The 26399-nt window shown below is 27.2% G+C and carries 18 protein-coding genes and 10 tRNA genes; 25 read left to right on the forward strand and 3 right to left on the reverse strand.

Annotated elements, in window-relative coordinates; translation table 11 throughout:
* Positions 1-3: 3 nt before the first annotated feature.
* From AYC59_RS00190 to AYC59_RS00245, 12 genes are all read left to right on the forward strand, one after another.
* Positions 4-1731 (forward strand): phospho-sugar mutase, encoded by a 1728-nt coding sequence (locus AYC59_RS00190; RefSeq protein WP_066893957.1) that lies wholly within the window; start codon positions 4-6, stop codon positions 1729-1731.
* A 116-nt stretch (positions 1732-1847) separates the two neighbouring features.
* Positions 1848-1924, forward strand: a tRNA-Met gene (locus tag AYC59_RS00195).
* A 156-nt stretch (positions 1925-2080) separates the two neighbouring features.
* Positions 2081-2166: transfer RNA gene (locus tag AYC59_RS00200), tRNA-Leu, on the forward strand.
* Positions 2167-2171: 5 nt separating this feature from the next.
* A tRNA-Met gene (locus AYC59_RS00205) sits at positions 2172-2248 on the forward strand.
* A 20-nt stretch (positions 2249-2268) separates the two neighbouring features.
* A tRNA-Gly gene (locus AYC59_RS00210) sits at positions 2269-2344 on the forward strand.
* Positions 2345-2348: 4 nt separating this feature from the next.
* Positions 2349-2424, forward strand: a tRNA-Lys gene (locus tag AYC59_RS00215).
* A 39-nt stretch (positions 2425-2463) separates the two neighbouring features.
* Positions 2464-2540: transfer RNA gene (locus AYC59_RS00220), tRNA-Arg, on the forward strand.
* A gap of 5 nt (positions 2541-2545) precedes the next feature.
* A tRNA-Ile gene (locus AYC59_RS00225) sits at positions 2546-2622 on the forward strand.
* Positions 2623-2632: 10 nt separating this feature from the next.
* A tRNA-Glu gene (locus AYC59_RS00230) sits at positions 2633-2707 on the forward strand.
* A gap of 28 nt (positions 2708-2735) precedes the next feature.
* A tRNA-Ser gene (locus AYC59_RS00235) sits at positions 2736-2822 on the forward strand.
* Between the two features lies 1 nt (position 2823).
* Positions 2824-2899: transfer RNA gene (locus tag AYC59_RS00240), tRNA-Phe, on the forward strand.
* 88 nt (positions 2900-2987) lie between these two features.
* Positions 2988-3917 carry an alpha/beta hydrolase gene (locus AYC59_RS00245; protein ID WP_066893960.1) on the forward strand — a complete coding sequence of 310 codons (930 nt, stop codon included), beginning with the start codon at positions 2988-2990 and terminating at the stop codon, positions 3915-3917.
* A gap of 43 nt (positions 3918-3960) precedes the next feature.
* Here AYC59_RS00245 and ilvA read toward each other — a convergent pair whose 3' ends face one another.
* Both ilvA and AYC59_RS00255 read right to left on the reverse strand, forming a co-directional pair.
* Positions 3961-5169, reverse strand: coding sequence for a threonine ammonia-lyase (gene ilvA / locus AYC59_RS00250; protein ID WP_066893962.1), 1209 nt, complete (start codon positions 5167-5169; stop codon positions 3961-3963).
* A 2-nt stretch (positions 5170-5171) separates the two neighbouring features.
* A complete protein-coding gene (locus AYC59_RS00255; protein ID WP_066893965.1) occupies positions 5172-5894 on the reverse strand; it encodes a GntR family transcriptional regulator in 723 nt (240 codons plus the stop codon).
* A 214-nt stretch (positions 5895-6108) separates the two neighbouring features.
* On the opposite strand from AYC59_RS00255, the gene AYC59_RS00260 reads away from it, so the two are divergent.
* The 3 genes from AYC59_RS00260 to AYC59_RS00270 all read left to right on the forward strand — a co-directional run bounded on the left by AYC59_RS00260 (position 6109) and on the right by AYC59_RS00270 (position 13955).
* The gene (locus AYC59_RS00260) at positions 6109-8397 is read left to right on the forward strand and encodes a hypothetical protein (protein WP_066893969.1); all 2289 of its coding nucleotides are present in this window, start codon (positions 6109-6111) and stop codon (positions 8395-8397) included.
* Positions 8398-8408: 11 nt separating this feature from the next.
* A complete protein-coding gene (locus AYC59_RS00265) occupies positions 8409-13424 on the forward strand; it encodes an autotransporter domain-containing protein (protein WP_169792199.1) in 5016 nt (1671 codons plus the stop codon).
* Between the two features lie 264 nt (positions 13425-13688).
* Entirely contained in the window at positions 13689-13955 is a 267-nt protein-coding gene (locus AYC59_RS00270; RefSeq protein ID WP_066893974.1) for a replication initiation protein, read from the forward strand.
* A 410-nt stretch (positions 13956-14365) separates the two neighbouring features.
* Here AYC59_RS00270 and AYC59_RS00280 read toward each other — a convergent pair whose 3' ends face one another.
* Complete coding sequence (locus AYC59_RS00280; protein WP_066893982.1) at positions 14366-14887, reverse strand: hypothetical protein; 522 nt, start codon at positions 14885-14887, stop codon at positions 14366-14368.
* Between the two features lie 580 nt (positions 14888-15467).
* On the opposite strand from AYC59_RS00280, the gene AYC59_RS00285 reads away from it, so the two are divergent.
* The 10 genes from AYC59_RS00285 to AYC59_RS00330 all read left to right on the forward strand — a co-directional run bounded on the left by AYC59_RS00285 (position 15468) and on the right by AYC59_RS00330 (position 26394).
* Positions 15468-16157 carry an IS30 family transposase gene (locus AYC59_RS00285; protein WP_156445419.1) on the forward strand — a complete coding sequence of 230 codons (690 nt, stop codon included), beginning with the start codon at positions 15468-15470 and terminating at the stop codon, positions 16155-16157.
* A 155-nt stretch (positions 16158-16312) separates the two neighbouring features.
* On the forward strand, positions 16313-16747 hold the full coding sequence (gene rplM / locus AYC59_RS00290; protein ID WP_066893987.1) for a 50S ribosomal protein L13: 435 nt from the start codon (positions 16313-16315) through the stop codon (positions 16745-16747).
* 11 nt (positions 16748-16758) lie between these two features.
* Positions 16759-17151, forward strand: coding sequence for a 30S ribosomal protein S9 (gene rpsI, locus AYC59_RS00295; RefSeq protein WP_066893990.1), 393 nt, complete (start codon positions 16759-16761; stop codon positions 17149-17151).
* Between the two features lie 5 nt (positions 17152-17156).
* The gene (locus AYC59_RS00300; RefSeq protein ID WP_066893993.1) at positions 17157-17387 is read left to right on the forward strand and encodes a hypothetical protein; all 231 of its coding nucleotides are present in this window, start codon (positions 17157-17159) and stop codon (positions 17385-17387) included.
* Positions 17388-17940: 553 nt separating this feature from the next.
* Entirely contained in the window at positions 17941-19380 is a 1440-nt protein-coding gene (locus AYC59_RS00305; RefSeq protein WP_066893996.1) for a sulfatase family protein, read from the forward strand.
* Between the two features lie 11 nt (positions 19381-19391).
* Positions 19392-20534, forward strand: a complete 1143-nt coding sequence (locus AYC59_RS00310; protein WP_066893999.1) for an anaerobic sulfatase maturase — start codon at positions 19392-19394, stop codon at positions 20532-20534.
* Positions 20535-20565: 31 nt separating this feature from the next.
* Complete coding sequence (locus AYC59_RS00315; RefSeq protein ID WP_066894002.1) at positions 20566-21471, forward strand: ABC transporter permease; 906 nt, start codon at positions 20566-20568, stop codon at positions 21469-21471.
* 37 nt (positions 21472-21508) lie between these two features.
* Complete coding sequence (locus AYC59_RS00320) at positions 21509-22387, forward strand: carbohydrate ABC transporter permease (RefSeq protein WP_066894005.1); 879 nt, start codon at positions 21509-21511, stop codon at positions 22385-22387.
* 45 nt (positions 22388-22432) lie between these two features.
* On the forward strand, positions 22433-23995 hold the full coding sequence (locus AYC59_RS00325) for a type 2 periplasmic-binding domain-containing protein (RefSeq protein ID WP_066894009.1): 1563 nt from the start codon (positions 22433-22435) through the stop codon (positions 23993-23995).
* Positions 23996-24030: 35 nt separating this feature from the next.
* Positions 24031-26394 carry a polysaccharide lyase 8 family protein gene (locus AYC59_RS00330; protein ID WP_066894012.1) on the forward strand — a complete coding sequence of 788 codons (2364 nt, stop codon included), beginning with the start codon at positions 24031-24033 and terminating at the stop codon, positions 26392-26394.
* Positions 26395-26399: the final 5 nt, after the last annotated feature.

A 26399-nucleotide genomic window follows, 5' to 3' on the forward strand; every position in this document is an offset into this window, starting at 1 on the left:
ATTATGAGTTATATGAAAAAATATAATGAATGGTTAACTTATGAAGGATTAGACAATGATTTAAGAAAACAATTGTTAGATATCTCAAGTGATGAAAAAGAGATAGAAGATAGATTCTATCAAGAATTAGAATTTGGTACAGCAGGTTTAAGGGGTAAATTAGGAGCAGGTACTAATAGAATGAACAAATATGTTATAGCTCGTGCTACACAAGCTTTAGCTAATGTTATTAAAAAAGAAGGACAAGAAGCAATGGATAGAGGAGTTGCTTTTGCACACGACTGTAGAATATTTTCACCAGAATTTGCAGAAATTGCAGCACTTGTTATGGCTAGTAATGGTATTCGTGCTTATTTATTTGATAGTTTAAGACCTACACCTGAATTATCTTATACAGTAAGATACTATAAATGTATTTCAGGAATAAATATTACAGCAAGTCACAATCCTAAAGATTATAATGGATATAAGGTTTACTGGGAAGAAGGATCACAAATAAAATCTAATATATCTGATGCTGTATTTGAAGAAATTTCAAAATTAGATATATTTACAAATTATGTTACTTTAACTAAAGAAGAAGCTATTGAAAAAGGTCTTTTAGTTATGATAGGTAAAGAAGTTGACGAAGCATTTTTAGCTGAAGTTATGAATACATCTTTAAGAGGACCAGAAGAATTAGATATGAGTATTAAATTAGTATATACTCCATTAAATGGTGCTGGTAATGTACCAGTAAGAACTGTACTTGAAAGAAAAGGGTATAAAAATGTGTATGTTGTAAAAGAACAAGAAGCTCCAGATGGAACTTTCCCAACACTTGTATATCCTAATCCAGAAGATTTAAAAGCATTTGAATATTCTGAAAAATTAGCATATGAAAAAGATGCTGATATATTAATAGCTACAGATCCTGACTGTGATAGACTAGCAGTTGAAGTTATGCATAAAGGAAAGATAGTTCCTTTAAATGGTAACCAAACAGGAGTTTTATTAATTAACTATATAGTTTCTACTATGAAAGAAAAAAATATATTCCCAAGTAATCCAGTTATAGTTAAATCTATAGTTACAGGAGAAATGGGACAAGCAGTAGCAGAAAGTTATGGAATTGAAGTTATGAGTGTTTTAACTGGATTTAAAAACATTTGTGCTATAGCTAATATGTATGAAGAAAGTAAAGAAAAAAACTATATTTTTGGATATGAAGAAAGTATAGGATATAATATAGGGACTTTTGTAAGAGATAAAGATGGAGTAAGTTCTGCACTTATGCTTACAGAAATGGCTGGATATTATAAAAAACAAGGAAAAACTTTAATAGATGTATTAGAAGAATTATTTAAACAATTTGGATACTATAAAGAAAAAGGTATTTCAGTAGTATTAGAAGGTATGGAAGGTCAACAAAGAATTAAGAGAATGATGGTTGAATTTAGAAATATCTTCCCAAGAGAAATAAATGGAACTAAGGTTAAAACAGTAACAGATTATAAAGTACAAGAAGTTTTAGATGTAGAAACTGGAGTTAAATCTAAGATAGATGTTGAAGCTACAGATGCGGTTAAAGTTTCTTATGAAGATGGAAGTTGGTATACATTAAGACCTTCAGGAACTGAGCCTAAAATTAAACTTTACATTTATGTTAAAGATGAAGTAGAAGCTAGATCTAAAGAAAAATTAGAAGTATTTGAAAAACAAGTATTAGAAGTTTTATATAGTATAAAATAAGTTAAAGCATCACGAAAGTGGTGCTTTTTCTATAATTTTAAAAAAATAACAAAAAAAGAAGAAAAAAATCTTGACTTAAATACCCATATTTGTTATAATAATCTTGTTGTCAATGTGCCTAGGTAGCTCAGTTGGCTAGAGCATGCGGTTCATACCCGCAGGGTCGAAGGTTCGAATCCTTTCTTAGGCACCATTCATTTTCTAAAAAAATGCTTGACAAAAAAATCAAAATGATATATAATAAATATTGTCTTGAAGGAAAGTAGTTGATGTTTTAAAATAAAAAACAAAAAAATACTTGACAAATAAAATAGAATATGATAATATAATTAATGTCTCTATGAGATATGCCTTGGTGGTGAAATGGTAGACACACAGGACTTAAAATCCTGTGGGGGCAACCCCGTGCCGGTTCGAGTCCGGCCCGAGGCACCATTTATCGCGGAGTAGAGCAGTCTGGCAGCTCGTCGGGCTCATAACCCGAAGGTCGTTGGTTCAAATCCAGCCTCCGCAACCAAAAAGATTAATTACCAATATGCGGGAATAACTCAGTTGGTAGAGTGTCAGCCTTCCAAGCTGAATGTCGCGAGTTCGAGCCTCGTTTCCCGCTCCAGTGTGAGTCATTAGCTCAGTCGGTAGAGCACTTGACTTTTAATCAAGGTGTCACTGGTTCGATTCCAGTATGACTCACCATTTAATTTTTTTGTAGAAACAGAAGATGGTCGTATATATGTGCCTGTAGCTCAGTAGGATAGAGCAACAGCCTTCTAAGCTGTGGGCCAGGAGTTCGAATCTCTTCAGGCACGCCATTTATGGATCCATAGCTCAGTTGGTTAGAGCACACGGCTCATAACCGTGTGGTCGCTGGTTCAAGTCCAGCTGGATCCACCATTTTATTTATGGGCCCTTCGTCTAGTGGTCAGGACATTAGGTTTTCATCCTAAAAACAGGAGTTCGATTCTCCTAGGGCCTACCATTTTTTTTTAAAAACAAAATATTCATTTGGGTGGATGTCCGAATGGCTAAGGGACCGGTCTTGAAAACCGGCGAAAGCGCAAGCTGTCAGAGTTCGAATCTCTGTCCACCCGCCATGCCCAGATAGCTCAGTCGGTAGAGCAAGGGACTGAAAATCCCTGTGTCCGTGGTTCGATTCCGCGTCTGGGCACCATTTTTTTTATATATAGAAAATTAAATAATGATATATTAAGTGTGTGATTCTTTTAGAGTCTCACACTTTTACTTTAAGAGAGGAATTTATGAAAGGTATATTTAAGTTTAGTATATTTATGATTGTTGTTCTTTCAATATTAAGCTGTGCAGGTAATTATTTTTATAATTATGCAATTAATAAAGATGGTTTAAAAACAGAAGCTGTTAAAATATTTGCTGAAAAAAATAAAAATGATATGAATTTACAAAAAAATAAAGTATGGTTTGATAAAAATAAAAAGGATGTTGAGATTATATCCAAAGCTACAGGTTTAAAGTTAAAAGGGTATGAATTTATAAATCCTAGATCTAAAAAATGGGTTATAGTTGTACATGGATTTGCAAGTGAAGCAAGAGGTATAGTTGACCATATTATAGAGTTTTATAGAAGAGGATACAACATATTTGCTCCAGATTTAATGGCTCATGGTGAAAGTGAAGGAAATTATGTTGGTATGGCAGGTTATGATTCTAAAGATTTAAGGCAATGGATAGGATATATATCAGAGGAATATAATAATCCTGATATACTATTAGTTGGTCAAAGTATGGGAGCTGCAACGATTATGAATACTATTGATGAAAATTTACCTGATAACGTTAAGGCATTTATAGAAGATAGTGGATATATTAAACTTGAGGAAGAATATACATATCAATTAAAGAAAATGTTTAAGTTACCATATTTCCCTATAATACCTTCAGCTAATTTTGTTACAAAATTACGTGCTGGTTATTCATTTGGTGAAGTAGATGCAACTGATGCATTAAAAAACACAAAACTTCCTGCTATGATTATGCATGGAGGTAGTGATGATTTTGTCCCAACAAGTAATGCTCATATAGCGTATGAGTTATTAACATCACCAAAAGAAATACATATATTTGAAGGTAGAGGTCATTGTGAAGCTGCAGGTAAAGATTACACAGAATATTGGGGTTATATAGATAAATTTTTAAATAAATATTTTAAATAGAAAAGACGCATATTGAAGTATATATCGATATGCGTCTTTATTGCTATACTAAACTATATTCTATTCCTTTATCAGATAGGTTATCAAGTACTGCAGTTAAATGAGAACTATCAACACATTCAATTACTAATTCTAGTAATTGTTCATTAGTTTTTAAGTTGTGAGAATATCTAGTTTGATTTAAGTAAAGTATATTTGCCTTATTTTCAGAAACTATGTTTGTTATTTTTGAAAGTTCTCCTACATTATCTTTTAATAGTATATGTAATTTTGCTCTTTTCTTTTGTATGATTTGAGCTCTATTTACTATTTTCTCAATGTTTGTTATATCTATATTACCTCCAGATATAACTACAGCTATATTTTTACCTTCTACATTACCTATTTTATTAAATAATAATGCAGCAAGTGCTGTAGCTCCTGCTCCTTCAGCAACAACTTTAGATTTTTCAAGTAAGAATAAAATTGCTTGTGAAATTTCATCTTCATTAACTAATACTACATCATCTACATATTTTTTGAATATATCAAAAGGTCTATCTCCGACACGTCCAACAGCTATTCCATCAGCTATAGTTTGAGGACCTGTAACAAGTAATGGAGCATCAGATTCTAGTGCTTTTTTCATAGAAGGGATATTTTCTGCTTCAACCCCTATAATTTGAATATTAGGATTACTTTCTTTTAAAGCAACAGCAATTCCAGCCATAAGTCCTCCACCACCAACAGGACATAATAATATATCTACATCTTTAAAGTCTTCATAAACTTCTAAACCTAAAGTACCTTGTCCAGCTATGATGATATCATCATCAAAAGCATGTAAAAATACAGCGTTAGTTTCTTTTTGTAATTTAACTGCATGTAGATAGGCGTCATTAAAAGTATCACCTTCTAAAACAACATTAGCACCATAACTTTGTGTTGCTATAATTTTTGAAATAGGTGCAAATTTTGGCATTACTATTGTAGCTTTTATTCCTTCTTGTTGTGCACCTAGTGCAACACCTTGAGCATGGTTACCGGCAGAAGATGCTATTACTCCACGATTTTTTTCTTCTTCAGTTAAGTATTGTATTTTATTAAGTGCACCACGTACTTTAAATGAACCTGTTTTTTGTAAATTTTCTAGTTTTAATTTTACATTAGCCTTTGTTAATTGATTTAATAGGGGACATTCAATTAATGGAGTTCTTTTAATCGAATCTTTAATATTTTCTTGTGCTATTTGTATATCTTTTAAAGTTATCATAATTACCATCCTTTATTAAGTGTTATTCTATATTCAAATACATTATCCTTTATATTAGATATAGTATATTCTATTACTTTTTCTTTTTCAAAAGTTGTTCTAATTATTTGCATCCCTATAGTTTTTTTATCTAAATTTAAATTAAAAAGTTCTTGTTTATCAGAAATCATTATTGGTTTTAATGTTTCTGTTGCTTTTGAAAAAACTACATTAAATTCATTTTCAAAAATATTATACATAGATTTAAAATTTAAATCTAGAGGATTAAAATTTTGAAATCTATTTAAAGGTAAATAGGTTCTTTCGAAAATTATAGGAATATTATCCATTAATCTAAGTCTTTCAAAATATATTAATTTTGAATTTATAGGTATTTTGAATATTTCTGATAATTCAACAGTTGCATTTTCTATGCTGTGCTTTATTATCTTAGAGCTAGGTATTTTTCCTGAAGCCTTAATATTTTCATAAAAACTATAAAAGGTATCTAAATTTTGATTCATTTTAATTGTTGAAACAAAGTTACCTTTTCCATGAATTTTAAAAATATATCCTTCTTTTTCAAGTAAGTTAAACATATGCCTTATAGTATTCCTACTGACATTGTACTTTATTGATAAATTTCTTTCAGAGTCTAGTTTTTCTCCTGGTTTTAACTCTTTGTTTAATATTTTATCTTTAAATTCTGTATAGATATTATAGTAAATATGTTCATTTTTTTTCAAGAAATGCACCTCCTAATACAAATAGTATACCATAAATAGAAAGAAAAGTTCATAAAAAATTAAAAATTGGATAACATTTAATCATAAATACAATTTATGATATGTATATAATAAATATATTTTACAAAAATACCTATTTGTTATATAATGTTAATTAATGTGAAAAATAAGAAAATTATAAGAAAGGAGAGTATGATAATATCATACTTAATTTATGAAAGAAAAATTATTAATAGCTTCTTTAATAGTAGCTTCAAGCGCTTCTTTTGCATTAGAAGGTAATTTGAAAGTTGGTGGAGATTTAGATGTTAAGTTTAAATCTTATGAAGATGATGAAACAACAAGTGATTTAAATGAAAAAAGATTTGATTATAGTGAAACAGGATACAATTTAGAATTAGCTAATCTTAATTTATCAGAAAAAGATTATGGAATTAAGTTTGGAACTGTTTTAAAATCAAGTAGAAAAAATATTTTGATTGATGATTGGTCAAATGAACAATATAACAAGTTGGAAAGTAGAAAAAGTAAAAATCATGATGTTCAAGGTAAGTTATTTGTAAATTGGGAAAATCCTAATAAAGAGAGTAAATTATCTGGTAAAGCAGGGTTTGAATATTATTTAGATAACTATTTTAGAAAAATGGCTAGAGATAAGAATAATATTGTTGCTGAAAAAACATATGATTATGAATATATAGAAGATAAAGATCATAAATATTTAGGTGGAGATGTTAAGTTAAATGCAGGTGTAAGTTTTAAACCTATAAATAATTTAACATTAAGTAATGATACAGAATACTATGCTAATCGTGTTGTTGATTATTCAAAAGGATATCCATACTTTAAGACAGTTTCTAAATTGAGTTATGATATTACAGATAAATCAAAATTAGAATTTAATCATGATTTTAATTTTAATTTAAGATCTTTAGCACAAGCCTATGTTGAAGGAAAAGAAAATGAAGATAATGAAGAATATTTATTCTTAGATAATTTTGTTAGAAGATACAAACAAAAAGCATATGCTAAATATACTTTAAACACAGAAAAAAGTAGTGATTTAAAAGATAACTATGAAATAAGTGCTAATTTTAAAGATGATGGTTTCTATATCGGAGGACCAAGATACTTAGATACAAGACAAATAGAAAATCATAGATTAGAATTAAATTTAAAAGGAAGTGCAAATAATCAATTTTTAGTTAAGGGATATAAACTTAATTTAAAAAATGAACTTGCTTTAGAAAATAAGGCAGAAAGTGCACATTATGTGAGAAATAATCAAAATGTATTATGGGCTGCTATAGTTCCAACATACACTTTAGGGTTAGGAACAGAATTAAATTTAGGAGACTTTAAAATAAGTCCTGAATTTAAAGCTAACACTAAATTAGTTTTCCCTTTATACAAAAATATATTTAGAATGGATTATTTCGTAAATAGATATACATTTGATTTAAATACAAAGGTAGAATACAACAAAAATAATTTAGAAGCTAAATTTGAAGTTAATAATAATACAGAGTTATCATTATTGACAGATGTAGTTTCAAAAATAACAGGAAAATTTGAACAAAAATTAGATAGTAAATATAAATATGATGAAAAATTAAACTTAACATTAGTTGGAGGAAATACAGTAGAAATTTCAACCGTTAATGACGTTCAAAGTAGAATATATTTAGATACTTTAAAAGGTAAATATAATCTTAAAGGTGGATTAGACTATACTTTATTACAAGAAAAGGACAATAAATTAACTTTAAGTTCACATTTAGGTTTAAATAATGAATATGAGTTTGGTTATTTATTAGATGGAGGACGTGTTCCATATATACCACCTAAGGCAAAACCAGAACAACCGGAACAGCCTAATATTATAGATAAACCAGAAATTCATTATCCTGCAGAAAATCCTAAACCGACTACACCAAGTAGGAATTCACTTGAAAATTCAAGTACTACAGATTTAAATGGGCATAATGTGTTTAAGGATTATGATATTAAGATGCTAGATCCAACTAAGAGAAACTTTACTAATGAAGCTAAATTATTATTAACAGTTCAAAGATATGCATTTGATGCTGAATTAAAACATACTAATAAGATAAATAAAATAGATTTAGAAAATTCTATAAAATTAGATACAGAATTAGATTTAATAGGTCTTGTAAAAGAGAAAAAAGCAAAACTTAGAAATTCAGAAGAAGATGATATTGAAAAGAGAATAGATTTAATAACTTCAGAACCTGGAGATATTAAGTACAATATAGGTGGAAAGGTAATAATTACACCTAATACAAGTTTACAATATAATTTTAATGATAATTTATCAGTAAAAGGTAAAGTAGAATTACCTATAGAATTTTCAAAATTAGTTTTAAATAAAATAACAGATAAAAATAGAACAGATAAAGATACTTATGGTCCTCAAGATAGAGAGTTTAAATTAAGAAAAATAACTCCAAAATTAGGATTTGAATTAAACTATAAATGGTAGGTGAAAAAGGAATGAAATTTAAAAATATAGCTCAAGTTGTTTTTGGTTTAGTTGCATTAACAAGTTGTTCAAGTGTTTCAAATAAAACTAATAATACAGTTGAAGTAGGTGCTGGAAATCCAAGACCTACAGTAGTATTCTATAAATCAGAAGATACAACACTTCCTGATTATACTGAAAATTATGGAAGTGAACATTTTGATATAAGAGGAGATTACTTATACAAAGGGGAACAATTAGATAATCAGTATATTGATAGTGAAACAATACAGTATAGAACACGTGTTTCAAATGATATCATAATCTTAAAAGAAACAGATACAGATTATTCTAAATATCCTGATGCATCTGATGATAAATATGAAGTTACAATAAGTAAAATAAAGAACCCTAAATATAATGGGACAGATACTAGTATTCCTAAAGAAATTAATCAAAAAACTATAGTTGATAAAAGCAAGAAATTTGTTTATGTAACTTTAAGAAGTACTGATACTGGAGAAGAAAGAACTGTAAAAATTAATAAATCAATTAAAGAAATAGATCCGGTTGAAGTTGTAAAAAAATATTATCCTGATGTTGCAAGATATAAAGATCTTAAAAATGGGTTGGATAATAAAAGAATTTCTTTAGATGTTGCAGCTCCTGATATAAGTAGAGTTAAATTAGAAAAAAATGATAAAAGTATCTATAAATATGAAGATTTAGATGATATGGTAGGAGAATTTGAAGTAGATGTAAGAGTTAGAGTTAATGGATTTACTTCAGAAAGAGATAGATTTATAAAGAAAAAGGTAGTATTTGGAGATAAAATAGAAGACTACAATGGTAAATATAATGAGCTATTATCAGATTTATCTAAACAATCATTAAGATTTAGTCGTGATGGAAGTGAAGTTTTAGGTGGTTTTGATGAATATAAAGTATCAAGATTATTAAGTGAAACTCAAGCGGCAAAAGAAAAAGATAAAAATGATAATCATTTATTTGATGAATCTAAAAAGAATAATGAAGGATTACGTTTTGTTACAAGAATTTTAGATGAATCTAAAGATACACCTACAGTAGGTAAACATAAGGTAGTAAGAGAAATAATAAAAGATGGTAAAGTTATTTATTCTAAAAAAGATGAAGCTTTTGTTGGATTTAATGGACCTACAGTTTTAGTTACAGATAACTCATTCTTTGATTTATCACCTGAAATAGAAAAAAGAACTTATAGACAAACACCATATTATACAGATCCTAAATTTGATTACCAAGATATGGCTAAAAATGAGGAAGAGTATAAGAAGAAATTATCTGCTATAGAAAGAACACATGGAGCTACTGTTATAGGTTCTATGATAGATGAATTAAGTTATTCTGGTTCATATTTCTGGCGTGCTAACCAAATTGCAGCTATAGGTCTTGAAGGAAATAAACCTTTAAGTGATAAAAATAGAATATCTGATAAAAGATTAAATGATTTAATCGATACTTTAATGACTAGTATAGTTGAAGCTAACCCTGATAAGGTTCAGTTCCAAGTTATACAAAATGATATTAATAAAATGAGAAAACAATACTTACAACCAGCTATAGAAGGTAAGTATAAGCCTATAGGTGGTACTGAGGTTACTTTAACAGATGATCAAAAAAGTGAATACTTGAAAAAATATTATGATTTCATACGTGAAAAAGGTATGGAAATGAGAGGTATAACTGAGGAAGATAAGATCCCTTATACTGACATTAATTTCCATGTAGTTTCTATAGGGATGAAAGATGGAAGAAGTGTAAATCCTACTAAAGTAGGGAATTACCTACCTAAAATATTAGATGAAAATAAGAATATTAAATTAGTTAATATGTCTTATGGAGCAGACCATAACTTTAATGAATTTGCTGCTCTTGAAGCTATGAGTGATGATGAAAAACAAAAAGCTACAAATTACTATAATGAAAATCCTTTATATAGATTTATGATACAGGCTTGGTTAAAATCTGAAAAAGAAACTTTAAATGAAAATATTTCAAAAGGTCAAGGAGAATATTTTAACGCTTTAGATCTTTATGATTACTTTAAGTCTAAAGATAAAATAAATAAAAATGATTTTGATAAATTAGTTAAATTTAGAAAAAATATATTAGAACAAGCTATATCAAATGCTAAAGAATTTTCAGCTGCAAATCATGATGTCTTAATGATAAGATCAATGGGTAATACATATAATGCAGCTAAAGTAGATTTAACTTCATTTGATGCAAAAGGTAAGAAAAACTTATTCTTAGATCCTAATTTAAAATATAATAATAATTTAGGAAGTGTACCTAGTATGATAAATTACTTAGGTCAAAAAGAAGCTCAAGCTGAAGGTAAAGACTATAAATATGATTATTCATATAGAAAAAATCTGTTAGAAGTAGTAGGTGTTGCAAGTAAGTTAAGTCCTTATGGATCAAGTTCTAAAGATAATTTCTTAAATTATGGAATAGGTTCAGTAGGTGTTAAATTTATTAAAGAGAAAAAAATTACAACAGGTATGTATGATTATTACATTTCACTTGTTAAAGAATTAAATAATATTAGAAGACATCCTGAACAATATACAAGAGAATATGAAAGAGAAATAGAAAATCAAATTATCTATGTTGAAAATTACTCTTCAAAAAATGGACATAAAGATACAATATTCTCACTTACAAGAGCTGGAGAATCTAAATTATGGGCTATAGCTGCTGAAGGTGAGTATGTATATGTTACTAAAATAGATAATAAAGGTAAAACTATAGAAAAACCAGAAGATGGTTTAAATGTAGAATTTGGTTCAAGTTTTGCTGCTCCACGTGTTACTGCAGTTGGGGCTAAAGTTCAACAATTATTCCCTTGGATGAGTGCTCATCAAATTAAACAAACACTATTAACTACAGCAAAGGATGATTTTGCTGTATTACAAGGTGAAAATGGTAAGAGATTACTTCAAGGTATATATGGAGTTGATGAAAATATAGGTTGGGGATTACTTGATAAAGAAAAGGCATATAAAGGGCCTGCAAGATTTGTAAAAGCATTGACTCATGAAGTTGGAGCAGAAAACTTTATAGCTGATGTTAAATCAGGAGTATATAACTTTGAAAATGATATAGAAGGATCATTTGATGTTCTTCAACATATGATTTCTAGAAATAAAATTGGGGATAAAGATGTTGAAGAAATAGAAAAAATAGGTAAAGAGCAAGGAGAAGAGGCTGCTCGTAATAAATATCAAGATAAAATAGTTGAGTATTTACAATCTTTACCATTTGAAGAAAGAGAATTATTCTTAGATGCTGGTCTTGTTAAAAAAGGTAAGGGTACATTAATGCTATCTGGAAATAATACATATAAAGGAGATACAGTAGTACAAGAAGGAACTCTTATTGTAAGAGGAGGATCTCAATCTAATCATTATGTAGAACAAGGTGCTAAATTAAAATTAGATATTAACCATACTTACATAAAAGATAAAGAAAAAGTAAAAGATCTTAAGTCTATATTTGGAACATTAGTAAATAAAGGAGAAGTTTATTCTTACTCTGATAGTGATGCAGTATCTAAATATGTACCATATAGAGGATCTAAAACATATGTTACTCCAGAATCTAATTTCTCAGCAGCAGCGCTTGACTTAACATATACAGATGACTTTAATATAGAACTTATTAAAAGTAGAGGGGTAAGTAATATTGTAAGTAGATTTACTCAAAGAAAATCAAAACCATTATTTGAAGCAAAAACTACTAGAGAAATGATAGAAGGAAGAGTTAAACTTGGTACTTTCCCTATAAGTGAAAAATTAAGTCTTGCAATGGAATATAAAGATAATAAACTTACGGCGTCATTACTTCTTGGAGGATTCTCAAAACCTGCAGAAGATAAAAGACCTGGTGGAGATAAACCTCCATTCTTAGATGAATTAAATAAAAAATTAGAAGAGTTAGGATTAGCTGAAAAAGCTGAAGAAGGTGCAGCAGATGGAAGTAAACCAAAACCTGGAACACATTCACTTGAAAAAATAAGTGATGCACTAGATACTATACTTTATGCAAATGTTCAAGATGCTAAGAAAATAAATGGAGAAGCTCTTGCTGATTCATTATTATCAGCTTATACTGTTTCTAGTCTTAAATTAGATGAAAATAATAAACTATTAAATCAAAATTTAGGTAATAAAAAATTAACTGTTATTGCAAATAATTTAAATGAATTTAATATAACTAAAGATAGTGTAGGTAAATTTGATATTAATACAAGAGTAAATGGAGTAAATGTAGGACTAGGTTATAGAAATGATGATACTAAAGTATTTGCTACAGCTGAATATATAAATGGTGATGTAAGTCAAGATGATATTGCATCAACAAAATATAACGCACTAGGTGCAAATTTACTTGGAAGATATAGTAAAAATAATGTTGAATTAGATGGTATAATATCTACAAGTGTTATGTTTAAAAATGTTGTTAAAGACTTTATGTTTGAAACAAGAACAGAACATACACAAAATCAATTTACTTTATCTACACATTTAAATGGTGGTTATAGATTTAATATAAATGATAAAGGAAGTATTAAACCATATGTAGGATTAGATCTATATACATTTATATTTGGTAAATATAACGAAGAAAAATACAATGCAGAAACTAAGAAGATGGAAAATGAATCTTTATTAGGTCTTAAATACAATACTCAAGCAAATGTTAAAGTTTCAGCAAGATTAGGACTTGATGCAACATATAAAATAAATGATATGTTTGGTTTAAACTTTGATGCTTCATATACAAAATGGTTAACAGATCCTACATTAAAATTAAAAGTTGAATCTGCTGAATTTGAAGAAATTAAAAATGAAGTAGAATCTATAAAACTTTCTGATAATGACTTTAGATTTGGAGTAGGATTAAATATTAACCCTACAAATAATTTAACTTTAAGAGTAAATTATGGTAATAAAAATTTAACAACACAAAAATTAGCACTAGGATTAAATTATCAATTTTAATGGTTTTATCAAGAATTATATATTCCAACAATCAAGGGATAACCAAAACACTTTAAAATAGCATATTACAATACATTTTATAATAAAACATATATAAAAGATTATAAAAATAGTATTATAAATTTAGAAACTCAAACACTAGAGGGAGTTTGGAATAAAGATTTTAAATATATACTGAATTAATTAACATCTAACTTTATTAGATTTGAATTAGAAGAGTTTGTAGAATTTAAATAGACATATACTAAAGAATTTTATAGAAGTATGAAGCAGTATAGAAACACTGGTTTCTGGTATGTTGATATAGAAGAATTTAGAAGATTGTTAGACATACCAGAAAAATACATAATAAGTAAAATAGATGAAAAAGTTTTAAAACCTATCAAAGAAGAACTTAAAGAGTATAATCTTAAAGTTGAAAAGAAATATAAATCTAGTGGTGCTAGGCCTAAAGTAGTAGGGTTTAAGTTTAGATTTGATAAAGAGAAAGCCAAAAAGTATTTGATAGAAATAAGGTTGAAGAGTTTATAACTAAAGATAACTTAGAACAATATATAGATTTAGAGTTTAAACTTAATTATAATAATGAAATTTATACTTGTACAATTAATAACATTAATCTAACTGAAGATAATAAAATTAAAATAACTTACGTAGATAATTTATACTGTTATGGTAGAAAAACTTTTACAATCAATGAATTTAAACGGTTGGTTAAATATAAAGAAATTTAAAAAGGAAGAGTAATTCTTCCTTTTTATTATCTAACATCTATTTTTTTATAAATTTTTAAACTTAAATAAGCAATAGTTATAGTTGAAATTATAGAAAAAATAAAATTAAATTGATTATTATTAATTTTAAAAAGATAACTTAATATATTGATAACAGCTATAGGAAAATGAATAATACAAAAAATTACGATTAATAAATATATTATTTTATTTTTCAATATTGACATATTTTTTGCTCTTTTCATTACCATTAATACCAAGTAGCTCGTTTTGTTTATTTTTGTCTTTTATAATTTCACCTAATCTATCTGACTCTTTTTTAAATTCATCTTTTTTCTTTAATTCTTGGATATTTTTAGGAGCATCTACACTCCATTTAGTATAATCATCTCCTGTAATATATGTTAATCCTGCTTCGAGTGCACTTCCAAAATTATCACCAGCTACAGTACCAGCTATAAATCCAGTACCTATTCCAATTAATCCACCACTAGAACCACCAATAACCCCAACAACAGCCCCTATTATAGCGGCACCCGTTCTAATTCTACCTTGAGGGTCTTCATCATCAAATTTAAAATCTGGTTTTAATGGTTGATCTTCTGGCAACTTAGGTGTATTAATATTTACTGGTTTAATTTCTGGAGTTTCTTCATTTACATTAGCAAAACTAAAAACAGGTGTTGCTACAATAAGTCCTAGTAATATTAATTTTTTAAAATTTTCCATTTTAATCATCTCTTTTCTTTAATTTATAAATTTGTTCCGGAACTTATTATACTTAGTATACACTTAGAAAAATTATAAGTCAAATATATGTTTTTAATATTAAGCATCAATTTTATATATACTTTAAATTGTCAATTAAAAATGAAAATGCTTCAAAAAAACCTAAATTAAAATAGTAAGTGTCACAAAATTAGTTGAAAAAAATAGGATATACAGTACAATCTTAAATGCTCAAATATAAAGAAAGGAACCGTATATCCATGATTAATAATAACACAAATTTAAATTAAAATAAAGTAAAGAAATATACTCACTTAAAATATGAATATAGAGTAATTATTGAACACATTTTAAAAGAAAATAAAGTTAATGTATTAAACAAACTTTTTGGTAAAAAGAAAAAAACTTTTAAGTATTTAGCAAAAACTTTAAATAAGTCTGAAAGAACTATTAGAAGAGAAATTAAATGTGCTACCATACATAAACAAGACTCAATGCTTAATTTAGTATCTGTTTACTCTAGCCAGTATTCTAATGTTCAATATATAAAAAATATAACTAATAAAGAAATTAGAACAAAATAGATCCTAATCCTAAATTAGCTAAAAGGAAATTTTACGTTAATTTTTCTTTGCAAACTCTATACAATTACATAAATAAAAATATTTTTGAATTTATGGGTTATAAAAAAGAGAATAATAAAATAATATATAAAAGCAAAAAAGAAAAAGTTCATAATAAAAAAGTTGAAAAATTAGGTGGAGTAAGTATAAAAGAAAGACCTCTAGAAATTAACAAAAGAGAAGAACTTGGACATTGGGAAATTGATTCTGTTATAGCTACTAGAGTTGGTGCTAATAAATCTATTTTAACACTTACTGAAAGAGTTTCTAGATTAAATATTGTTAGAATTATTAATTCAAAAACTAATGAAAATGTAGTCAAAGAATTAAAGAAAATTATAAAGTCTAAAAAATATCTTATTAAATCTATTACTTCTGATAATGGAACTGAATTTGCTAACGTTAAAGAAATTGCTAAGTTAGGTGTTATTTGGTATTTTGCTCATCCTTATTGTTCTAATGAAAGAGGTAGTAATGAGGCTAATAACAAATTTGTAAGAAGATTTTTACCTAAAGGGGTATCTATGGATAATATAACAAAAAAAGAAGTTAAAGAAATTCAAAATTTTATGAATAACTATCCAAGAAAAATTTTTAATTCTTCAACTTCTCAAAACATTTATGATAGTGCTTTAAATCTAATTTAAATTAATTTTGTGACACTTATTATTTTAATTTAGGAATATACAATATCAAGAAAAAATGCTTGACAATAGGCTAGAAATTGTATATACTAATATAGTAAAAATTCCTTTCCCACAAAGGAACCGTTATTCACATAACAATAATAGGAGGAAAATAAGTGAATAAAGATACAAAAATGTTAAAAAAAGAAGAAGTAGTAAGAAATTGGCATTTAGTTGATGCTGAAGGATTAGTACTTGGAAAAGTAGCAGTAGAAATTGCTAAAAAATTAATGGGTAAAGATAAAGTAAATTATACACCTCACGTTGATGGTGGAGATTACGTTGTTGTAGTAAATGCTGAAAAAATTGCTGTAACAGGTAAAAAATTAACAGATAAAAAATACTACAGACATAGTGGATTCCCTGGTGGATTAAAAACTAGAAATTTAGAAGAAATGCTTGCTAAAAAACCAACTGATGTTTTAAGAAAAGCTGTTGAAAGAATGCTTCCAAAAAACAAATTAGGAAGACAAATGATTAATAGATTAAAACTAAATGTAGGACCAACTCATTCAAATGAAGCTCAAAAACCTACAAAGTTGGAAATATAGGAGGTAGTTAGATGAGTTTAAGATATTTAGGAACAGGTAGAAGAAAAACTTCAGTAGCAAGAGTTATATTAGTACCAGGAGAAACAGGAATAGTAATCAATGGAAAAGATATGAGAGAATTCTTTACAGGAAGAGAAATTTTAGCTAAAATAGTTGAACAACCATTAGAATTAACATCTACATTAAATAAATTTGGTGTAAGAGTTAATGTACACGGTGGTGGAAATACTGGACAAGCAGGAGCAATCAGATTAGGTATTGCTAGAGCATTAGTTTTAAATGATGAATCATTAAAACCTGCTTTAAGAGAAGCTGGATTCTTAACAAGAGATTCACGTATGGTTGAAAGAAAGAAATACGGGAAGAAAAAAGCAAGAAGAAGCCCACAATTCTCAAAAAGATAATATTTATGAAATATTTGAAATATATAATCGCACAACAATATTGTGCGATTTTTATATATAAGGTAAATGTATTAGGAGATGAAGATTATGAAACTTACAGAACTGGAAGATATATACCTGGTATGATGAGAACATTATTATCATTTGTAGATAAATTAATTTCTTCTTTATCAACAACAATAATAGGACTTGTAGTAGAATTTATAGGACATACTAATGGATTCCCTCAAATATGAGATCCTAATACTCCACAATTATTCTATGCAGTAATATTCTTATTCTGTGGACTTCCAATACTTGGATGGATAGTATCAGTTATATTATTAAGATATTATCCATTAACTGCAGAAAAAATGGAAGAAATACAAAAACATATTTCAGATTTAAAGAAATAAAATATTTAATATATATTAAAGGTTGAGAATTTATTTTTCAGCCTTTTTTATTTATAATAATAATTCAATAAAAATATGTACAAAATTATTTTTGATATTTTTTTACTTTGCCTATTGACATATTAGATATTTGGGGTATACTTTTATTGGAATTAGTAAAACGGTTTCTAAAAGGAAGAGTTATGAAGAAAATTAACAAAATGGAGAGAGAATTTTATTAGTATATATACTAATACTCTCTCTGATTACGTTTATTTTGTACTTTAAATGTTGAAATTAAATATTAAAAGTACAAAAAAAATATCACGTTTTTAGAAAACGGTACACATAAAAAATTATTAACGCTTCCAATTAAAATTTTATTCATTCATTTTATTTAAAGAGGCTATTAACTATGAAAAAAAATAATGTTATATTAATTATTGCAGATGATTTAGGGGAATGGGCATTAGGTTGTTATGGTAATAAAGATGCCATTACACCTAATATAGATAGATTAGCAAAAAATGGGAAAATATTTGAAAATTTCTTTTGTGTATCTCCTGTATGTTCTCCAGCACGTGCTTCTATATTTACAGGAAGAATACCTTCACAACACGGTATACATGATTGGCTTGATGAATGGGAGAATGGAACAACAACAGAAGATTATTTACAAGGACAATCAACATTTGTAGATATTTTATCAAAAAATAAATATATTTGTTGTATGAGTGGTAAGTGGCATATGGGACTTGCAGATACACCTCAAAAAGGATTTGAACATTGGTATTCTCATCAAAAGGGAGGAGGTCCTTATTATGGAGCTCCTATGTATAAAGATGGAGAGTTAATTTATGAAGAAGAGTATATAACTGATAAAATAACTGATTATGCAATAGAATTTTTAAATAAAACATATGAAGATGAAAATTCTTTCTTCTTAAGTATTAACTATACAGCTCCACATTCACCATGGGATAGTAGAAATCATCAAAAAGAATTTCTAAAATTATATGATGGTTGTAAATTTGAATCGTGTCCAAGAGAACCGTATCATCCTTGGAAAATTTCAGAAACTTTTGAAGGTAGTGAAGAAGAAAGAATAAATATTTTAAAAGGATATTTTGCAGCACTGACTTCAATGGATGCAAATATTGGGAGGGTATTAAAAACATTAGAAGAAAAAAAGATTCTAGAAGATACTTTAATTATATTTACTAGTGATAATGGAATGAATATGGGTCACCATGGAATATTTGGTAAAGGAAATGGTACAAGTCCTTTAAATATGTATGATACATCTGTTAAAGTTCCTTTTATAGTGTATAAGGAAGGTAAAACTAATTCTGAACTTGTAGATAATGTATTAAGTCATTATGATATTAGATCAACATTATTAGAATATTTAGAAATAGAGGATAATAAAGATGATAAAGTTAATTATCCGGGTAAAAGTTTTGTTGATATTTTAAATAATGAGTCTATTAACGATGATGAAAGTGTTGTTATATATGATGAATATGGACCTACAAGGATGATAAGAAATAGGAAATATAAATATATTCATAGATATCCAGATGGACCTTATGAATTTTATGATCTTGAAAAAGATCCTAATGAAAATATAAATGAAATTGATAATGAAATATATTATGAAGTTATTGATAAAATGAGATTAGAACTTGAAGAATGGTTTTTAGATCATATTAATAAGGAAATTGATGGAGCAACATTGCCTATTTATGGAGGAGGTCAAAAGAAACTTGCGGGTAAATGGGGAAATTATTCTAGAGATAGTTTTGGTAAATATCGTTCTAAATTTATATTTTCTGGAGATAATAAAACAAGATAAGAGGTGAAATTATGAGACGAGCACTAAACTTATTAATAAAGCCTTATTCAAGTGGTTGTAATTTAAGATGTAAGTATTGTTTTTACCATGATGTTGCAGATAATAGAATAGTTAGAAATTATGGACCTATGAAATTTGATGTTTTAGAAAAGTTAGTAAAAGAAGCATTTGAATATTCAGAAAGTATGGTTAATTTTATATTTCAAGGAGGTGAACCGACACTAGTTGGAATAGAGTATTATAATAAATTACATGAATTTATAGAAATGTATAATACTAAAAATATAAAGACATCATTTTTTATGCAGACTAATGGGACTTTATTAAATAGTAAGTGGATGGAATTATTTAAAAAGAATAATTATCTTATAGGTATATCTTTAGATGGATATAAAGAAATACATGATGTTTTTAGAAAAAGTGCAAGAAATAAAGGAACCTTTGATCAGGTAATGAAAGCAACTGAATTATTAAAGTTTAATAAAATAGATTTTAATATTTTGTGTGTTATAAATAAGTTGGTTGCTCAAAACGGGAAAATAGTTTATAGGTTTTTTAAAGAGAATGATTTTAGATATATGCAATTTATACCTTGTATTGATAATTTTAATAAACCAGGACAAGAAGATTATACATTAACAGCAGAAGATTATGGCGTGTTTTTAAATGATATATTTGAGTTATGGTATGAAGATTTTAAAAGAGGAGATTTTATAAGCATAAGGTATTTTGATAATCTAATAAGAATTCTTTATGGAGGTCATCCTGAATCCTGTGATATGATGGGATTTTGTAGTGTAAATAGTGTTGTAGAATCAAATGGCGATGTATATCCTTGTGATTTTTATGTTTTAGATGAATATAAATTAGGAAATATTACTGAAGAACCTTTTGAAAAGATATTGTTTAATCAAAAAGCAGCCGATTTCTATATATCTTCTTTGAAAAAAAGTGATAGATGTAAAAGTTGTAAATATTTAAAGATATGTAGAGGAGGATGTAGAAGATATAAAGAACTTGATGAGAATACAAAACAATATGAAAATAAATTTTGTGCAGCATATAAATCTTTTTTAGATAAAAATTTAGAAAGACTAATTGAAATAGTTAATATAACTAAAAAAATAAGAGAAGAAAATATTAAAAATGCATAAATAAATATTATAAATAAATTAAGGAGGAGAAATGAAGTTAAAAAGCAAATTTAATAGAGATCAGCTTTCTTTGTATTTGTTATTGTTACCTTTTATTATATGGTATGCAGTATTTGTATATAAACCTATGTATGGACTTTTAATAGCTTTTAAAGATTACAGTTTATTTAAAGGTATATCGGGAAGTGACTGGGTTGGATTTAAGAATTTTACTGAATTTTTAACAAGTCCATATTTCTATGTGACTTTAAAAAATACACTTATGATAAATATTTATAGTTTATTTTTAGAATTTCCTTTTGCAATTATAATAGCATTAATGCTTAATGAAGTTAAAAATAAATTATTTAAATCTTTTGTACAAACTGCTTCTTTTATACCCTATTTTATAGCAGCTGTAGTTGCTGTAGGTATAGCAACAAATATTTTATCTCCAAGTACTGGAGTAATTAATTTAATGTTAGAAAAAATGGGATTTGAAAAAGTGTATTTTTTATCTAAACCTGAATATTTTAGGGGTATATTTACAGGACTTAATATGTGGAAAAACACAGGATTTAATGCTGTTATATATTTAGCTGCTCTTACTACAATTGATGAACAGTTATATGAAGCTGCAAAAATTGATGGTGCAAATAAATTTAAACAACTAAGATATATAACTATACCAGGTATAATACCTACTATTGTAATTATGTTAGTTTTAAAAGTTGGAAGTATGTTAAATGTTGCATTTGAAACAGTATTATTACTTTATCAACCAGCAACTTATTCTACATCTGATGTTATAAGCACTTATGTATATAGAACAGGTATGTTGCAACAAGATTTTGGTCTTGCAACAGCAGTAGGTTTATTTAATGCACTTGTAGGATTTATACTTGTTTATACTGCTAATAAATGGAGTAAAAAAGTATCTAGCTCAAGTTTATGGTAATTTGTAAAAATTTATAAGTTAAAAAGGAGAAAATAGAATGAAGATAAGAAAAGGAATTGATGAGAAGATATTTTATACGTTAAACTATATCCTATTAACTATTTTTGCTGTAATGTTCCTGTATCCTATAGTATATGTGTTTTCTGCATCATTTAGTAAACCATATTTTATAGAAATTGGAGCAGTTACTTTGTTTCCTAAAGGATTTAATTTTGAAGCATTTAAAAGTGCAGCAGCAATTCCTGGTATATGGAGAGCGTATGGGAATTCTATATTTATAACTGTTGTTGGGACTACAGTAAGTATGTTATTTACAATAACAGGTGCATATGTTTTATCAAAACCTGAATTAAAATTTAGAAAAGTAGTAATTATTTTAGTTGTTATAACAATGTGGTTTGATCCTGGAATGATACCTAAGTATTTAAACTTTAGAGATTTAGGATTAATAAATAGTTATAGTGGAGTAATATTAGGATTTGCAATAAACACATTTAATGTAATAATTTTAAAGACATTTTTTGAATCTGTACCTAAATCTTTAGAAGAATCAGCAAGAATTGATGGGGCTTCACATTTTAAGATAATGACACATATATATTTACCATTATCAACTTCAGCAATAACAACAGTTTCATTATTTTATGCTATATCACGTTGGAATGGATATTTCTGGACTATGGTATTGCTTACTGATGATAAAAAAGCTCCATTACAAGTATTTTTGAAAAAATTAATAGTTGAAAAAAGTATGGCAGGAGAAGCATCACAATTAATAACACCTGAAAGTCTTACTTCTCCTCAAACAATAATATATGCAGTAATAGTATTATCGCTTGTACCTATATTATTAATATATCCATTTATTCAAAAATTCTTTAAGAAAGGTGTAGCAATAGGGGCAGTAAAAGGATAAAAATAAAAACAAAAATAAAAATAAATATTTTAGGAGGAATTGAAGATGAAAATGAAAAAAATGTTAATCATGGCTTTGGTTTGTTCATTAACTTTATTAGGTTGTAAAAATGAAAAATCTAATCAAGAAACAGCAGGGGGAGAAAAATTATCAGGAAATTTAATTACTAAAGATCCTAGAGAAGCAACAATATTTGCTATTTTCCAAGGTAAAGCAATAGATGGGGAATTACCTGTGTTTAAAAAAGCTTTTGAAGAAACAAATATAAAACTTGTAGGGGTTGCATCACAAAATCAAAGTGATGAAGTTCAAGGATATAATTTAATGTTATCTTCAGGAAGTTTACCAGATATAATCGCATATGAACGTGTTTCTGATTTTGAAAACTTAGGAATGGAAGGAGGACTTATACCTCTTGAAGATTTAATAGATAAATATGCCCCAAATTTAAAGAAATTCTTTGAAGAAAATCCTAGATATAAGAAAGATGCTATAGCAGCTGATGGACATATATATATTATACCTAACTATAATGATTACTTTAATTTAAAAACAACACAAGGTTATTATATAAGAAAAGATTGGTTGAAAAAATTAAATCTTAAAGAACCAAAAACAGTAGATGAACTATATAAGACTCTTGTAGCATTTAGAGATAAGGATCCTAATGGAAATGGTAAAAAAGATGAAGTACCTTTATTCTTAAGAGGAAATATTACAAGAAAGATAATGATGGGGCTTGCAGATATATTTAAGGTAAGTGTCGTTTGGTATGATGATAAAGGAATGCCTAAATATGGTCCAGCACAACAAGAATATAAAGAAGCTATGATACAACTTGCTAAATGGTATAAAGAAGGTCTTATAGATAAAGAAGTATTTACAAGAGGTATGGGTTCAAGAGATTATATGCTTTCAAATAATTTAGGAGGATTTACAAATGACTGGTTCTCAAGCACTGGATCATATAATGATAAATTAGCTTCAAAAATACCTGGATTTGATTTTTCTGTTATGTTACCACCAGAATATAAAGGAAATAATAAAACATTATTTGTTAGACCAACATATATGGGAGGTTGGGGTATAACATCAGCAGCTAAAAATCCTATGGAACTTATTAAATACTTTGATTTCTGGTATTCAGAAGCAGGAAGAAGATTATGGAATTTTGGAGTAGAAGGACAAGACTATAATATGGTAGATGGAAAACCTGTATTTACAGATAAGATTCTAAAAGATCCAGAAGGTAAGAATCCATTAGCGGTATTAAGAGCAACAGGAGCTCAATATAGATTAGGTATGTTCCAAGATGCAGAAGCAGAAAAACAATTATCAGGACAAAATGCTGCAGTAGATCTATATATAAACTCTAATGTTATACAAGAAGATTTACCAGTTTTAAAATATACAAAAGAAGAAGCAAAAGAATTCTTAAAGATAGATACACAATTAAGAACATATACAGAAGAAATGACACAAAAATGGATACTTGGTGTTTCAGATGTAGAAAAAGATTGGGATAACTATATTAAGAGATTAAATGAAATAGGTTTAAATAGAGCTCAAGAAATCCAAAAAGTAGCTTATGCAAGATTTATGAAATAGGTAAAATGGTCTTTAAAAAGGAGAGTGGTTATATAATGAAAAATATTCTATTGTTTATTATAGCAATATTATTAACTACTTCAATTTCATTTAGTTTTAATCAAAAAAATGAATTTGATAAAGTAAGAAAAAAATGGTTTGAAATAATTATGGGATTACCTGAAAATCCAGATAATCAAACTAAGAAAGATATAGAAAAATATATAGTTCAAATTGAAACTAATGCTGAAAAAGCGTTAAATAAAATAATTAAAGAAGAAAATAGTGAAGGTTTGTTTACTGATTTAAAAAATATGAAAAATGGGGCACAAGTGTTAAGTTCTTTTGAAAATGTAAAATCAATGTCAAAAGCATATATGATGCCGGGGAGTAAATATTATAAAAATGAAGAATTAAAGCAAACTATCATTAAATCATTAGAATGGTTAAATAAAAATGCATATCATGAAGATTTGCCTGAACTTGGGAATTGGTGGCAGTGGGAAATAGGTATCCCTAAAAGTATTAATGAGATAGGTGTAATAATGTATGGTGATATACCTAAAGAATTAATAACTAAATTAACAAATGCTTCAAAATATTTTCAACCTAAGGCAACACATTCAGGATCAAGTGTGGCAGCACAACATTCTACTTCACCTAAAGAAAGAGTTTCAAAAGGTGGAAATAGAATGGATACAGCTATAATTTCATTTGGAAGAGGTATAATAACAAATGATAAAAAAGAAGCTATGAATGGAGTAAATGCTATAGGTGAAATTGGTGCTATAGTTGAAAGTCATGATGGATTTTATTCAGATGGTTCTTTTATACAACATGAAAATGTAGCATATAGTGGTACTTATGCAAGTGTCCTATTTAATGGATTAGGTACAATGATGTATATAAGTGAAGGAACTAGTTTTTTACCTAAAGATTCTAGACTTGAAAATTTATATGAGTCTATAGTAAAAGGTTATAGTTTTTTAATGATAAATGGAGGAATAAACGATTCTGTAAGTGGTAGATCTATATCAAGAGATAACTCTAGTGATTTAGAGAGAGCTAAATCATTAATTGCAGCATTTGCAATTATTTCAGAAGGAGTTGAAGCTCCATATAAGGAAGAAATTAGAAAATTAGTTAAAAAAAGTGTGCTTGAAAATAATTATTCTAATTTAGTAGAAAAAATTAATAATCCTGTAATAAAAAAAGTAGTAAAAGATATAGTTAATGATAAAAATATAAAAGTTGAAGAACTAAATGGAACTAAAATATTTTCTTCTATGGATAGAGCAGTTCAAGTAAGTAAAAGAGAAGGTAAATTTTTAGTTTCCATGCATTCTTCAAGAATAGCTAATTTTGAAACTATGAATGGAGAAAATCTTAAAGGTTGGTATACAGGAGATGGAATGACATATATTTATGCTATGAATTCATCAGCTTATACAGATTATTGGCCAACTGTAGATAGTATTCATATTCCAGGAACTACAGAAAGTATAAATGATAGAACTGCTGGAAGTGGAGAAAGAAGAATACCTAAATCTGTAAGTCCTAATTCTTGGGCTGGAGGATCAACTGATGGACATGTAGCAATGGTTGGTATGGACTTTATATCTTGGAATGATAAAACTGTTGCAAAAAAATCGTGGTTTATGTTAGGTGAAGAAATAATTTCTATAGGATCAGGTATTTCTAGTAGTGATGGACAAATACATACTACTTTAGATAATAGAATAATTGATAATAATCAAATAATAAGTGTTAATGGAGAAAATATAAAAGAAAATATAAATATATTTGCTTCAAAAGGAATGTATGTAAACTTTAGTGATAAAAAAACAAATGAAAATATAGGTTATAAAATAATAGATGTACCTAATTTATCAATAAAATTAGAAAATAGAAAGGGTACTTGGAAAGAAATAGGTGGTAAATCTCAAGAAATAAAAGAAAAAACTTATTTCAAACTATACACAAATCATGGAGAAAATCCTTATGATTCTAAATATGCATATGTAATTTTACCTATGTTTAATGAAGAAGAAGTAAAAAAATATGATGTAGATAATATAAAAATAATACGTCAAGATAATGATGTACATGCAATATATGATAAAAAAAGAAATATAACAGGATATAATTTCTGGACAGATAAGGAAATAAAAATTAATGATGTTAAAGTTAATTCAAAATTATCTTTAATTAAGATAGAAAAGGGAAAATCTATTATACTTGCTATAAGTGATCCTACACATCTATCTAAAAAAGAAACTTTAATAGAATTAGATGGTAAATATCAACTTTTATCAGAAAATAAAGATGTTAAATTAGAAATTACAAATAATATTACGAAAATAAAGGTAAATCTTGTAAATCAAGGTAAATCTGTTGTAATAAATTTAAAAAAAATATAAAGCAA

The sequence above is a fragment of the Pseudostreptobacillus hongkongensis genome, assembly GCF_001559795.1.
GTDB lineage: Bacteria > Fusobacteriota > Fusobacteriia > Fusobacteriales > Leptotrichiaceae > Pseudostreptobacillus > Pseudostreptobacillus hongkongensis.

Excerpts from the sequence above, each read along its gene's own strand:
- AYC59_RS00325 (WP_066894009.1), top strand. The coding sequence starts at position 22,433 with ATGAAAATGAAAAAAATGTTAATCATGGCTTTGGTTTGTTCATTAACT.
- AYC59_RS00280 (WP_066893982.1), bottom strand. The coding sequence starts at position 14,887 with ATGGAAAATTTTAAAAAATTAATATTACTAGGACTTATTGTAGCAACA.
- AYC59_RS00320 (WP_066894005.1), top strand. The coding sequence starts at position 21,509 with ATGAAGATAAGAAAAGGAATTGATGAGAAGATATTTTATACGTTAAAC.
- ilvA (WP_066893962.1), bottom strand. The coding sequence starts at position 5,169 with ATGATAACTTTAAAAGATATACAAATAGCACAAGAAAATATTAAAGAT.
- AYC59_RS00190 (WP_066893957.1), top strand. The coding sequence starts at position 4 with ATGAGTTATATGAAAAAATATAATGAATGGTTAACTTATGAAGGATTA.
- rpsI (WP_066893990.1), top strand. The coding sequence starts at position 16,759 with ATGAGTTTAAGATATTTAGGAACAGGTAGAAGAAAAACTTCAGTAGCA.
- AYC59_RS00305 (WP_066893996.1), top strand. The coding sequence starts at position 17,941 with ATGAAAAAAAATAATGTTATATTAATTATTGCAGATGATTTAGGGGAA.
- AYC59_RS00300 (WP_066893993.1), top strand. The coding sequence starts at position 17,157 with ATGAAATATTTGAAATATATAATCGCACAACAATATTGTGCGATTTTT.
- AYC59_RS00260 (WP_066893969.1), top strand. The coding sequence starts at position 6,109 with ATGAAAGAAAAATTATTAATAGCTTCTTTAATAGTAGCTTCAAGCGCT.
- AYC59_RS00310 (WP_066893999.1), top strand. The coding sequence starts at position 19,392 with ATGAGACGAGCACTAAACTTATTAATAAAGCCTTATTCAAGTGGTTGT.
- AYC59_RS00330 (WP_066894012.1), top strand. The coding sequence starts at position 24,031 with ATGAAAAATATTCTATTGTTTATTATAGCAATATTATTAACTACTTCA.
- AYC59_RS00245 (WP_066893960.1), top strand. The coding sequence starts at position 2,988 with ATGAAAGGTATATTTAAGTTTAGTATATTTATGATTGTTGTTCTTTCA.
- AYC59_RS00265 (WP_169792199.1), top strand. The coding sequence starts at position 8,409 with ATGAAATTTAAAAATATAGCTCAAGTTGTTTTTGGTTTAGTTGCATTA.
- AYC59_RS00315 (WP_066894002.1), top strand. The coding sequence starts at position 20,566 with ATGAAGTTAAAAAGCAAATTTAATAGAGATCAGCTTTCTTTGTATTTG.
- AYC59_RS00270 (WP_066893974.1), top strand. The coding sequence starts at position 13,689 with ATGAAGCAGTATAGAAACACTGGTTTCTGGTATGTTGATATAGAAGAA.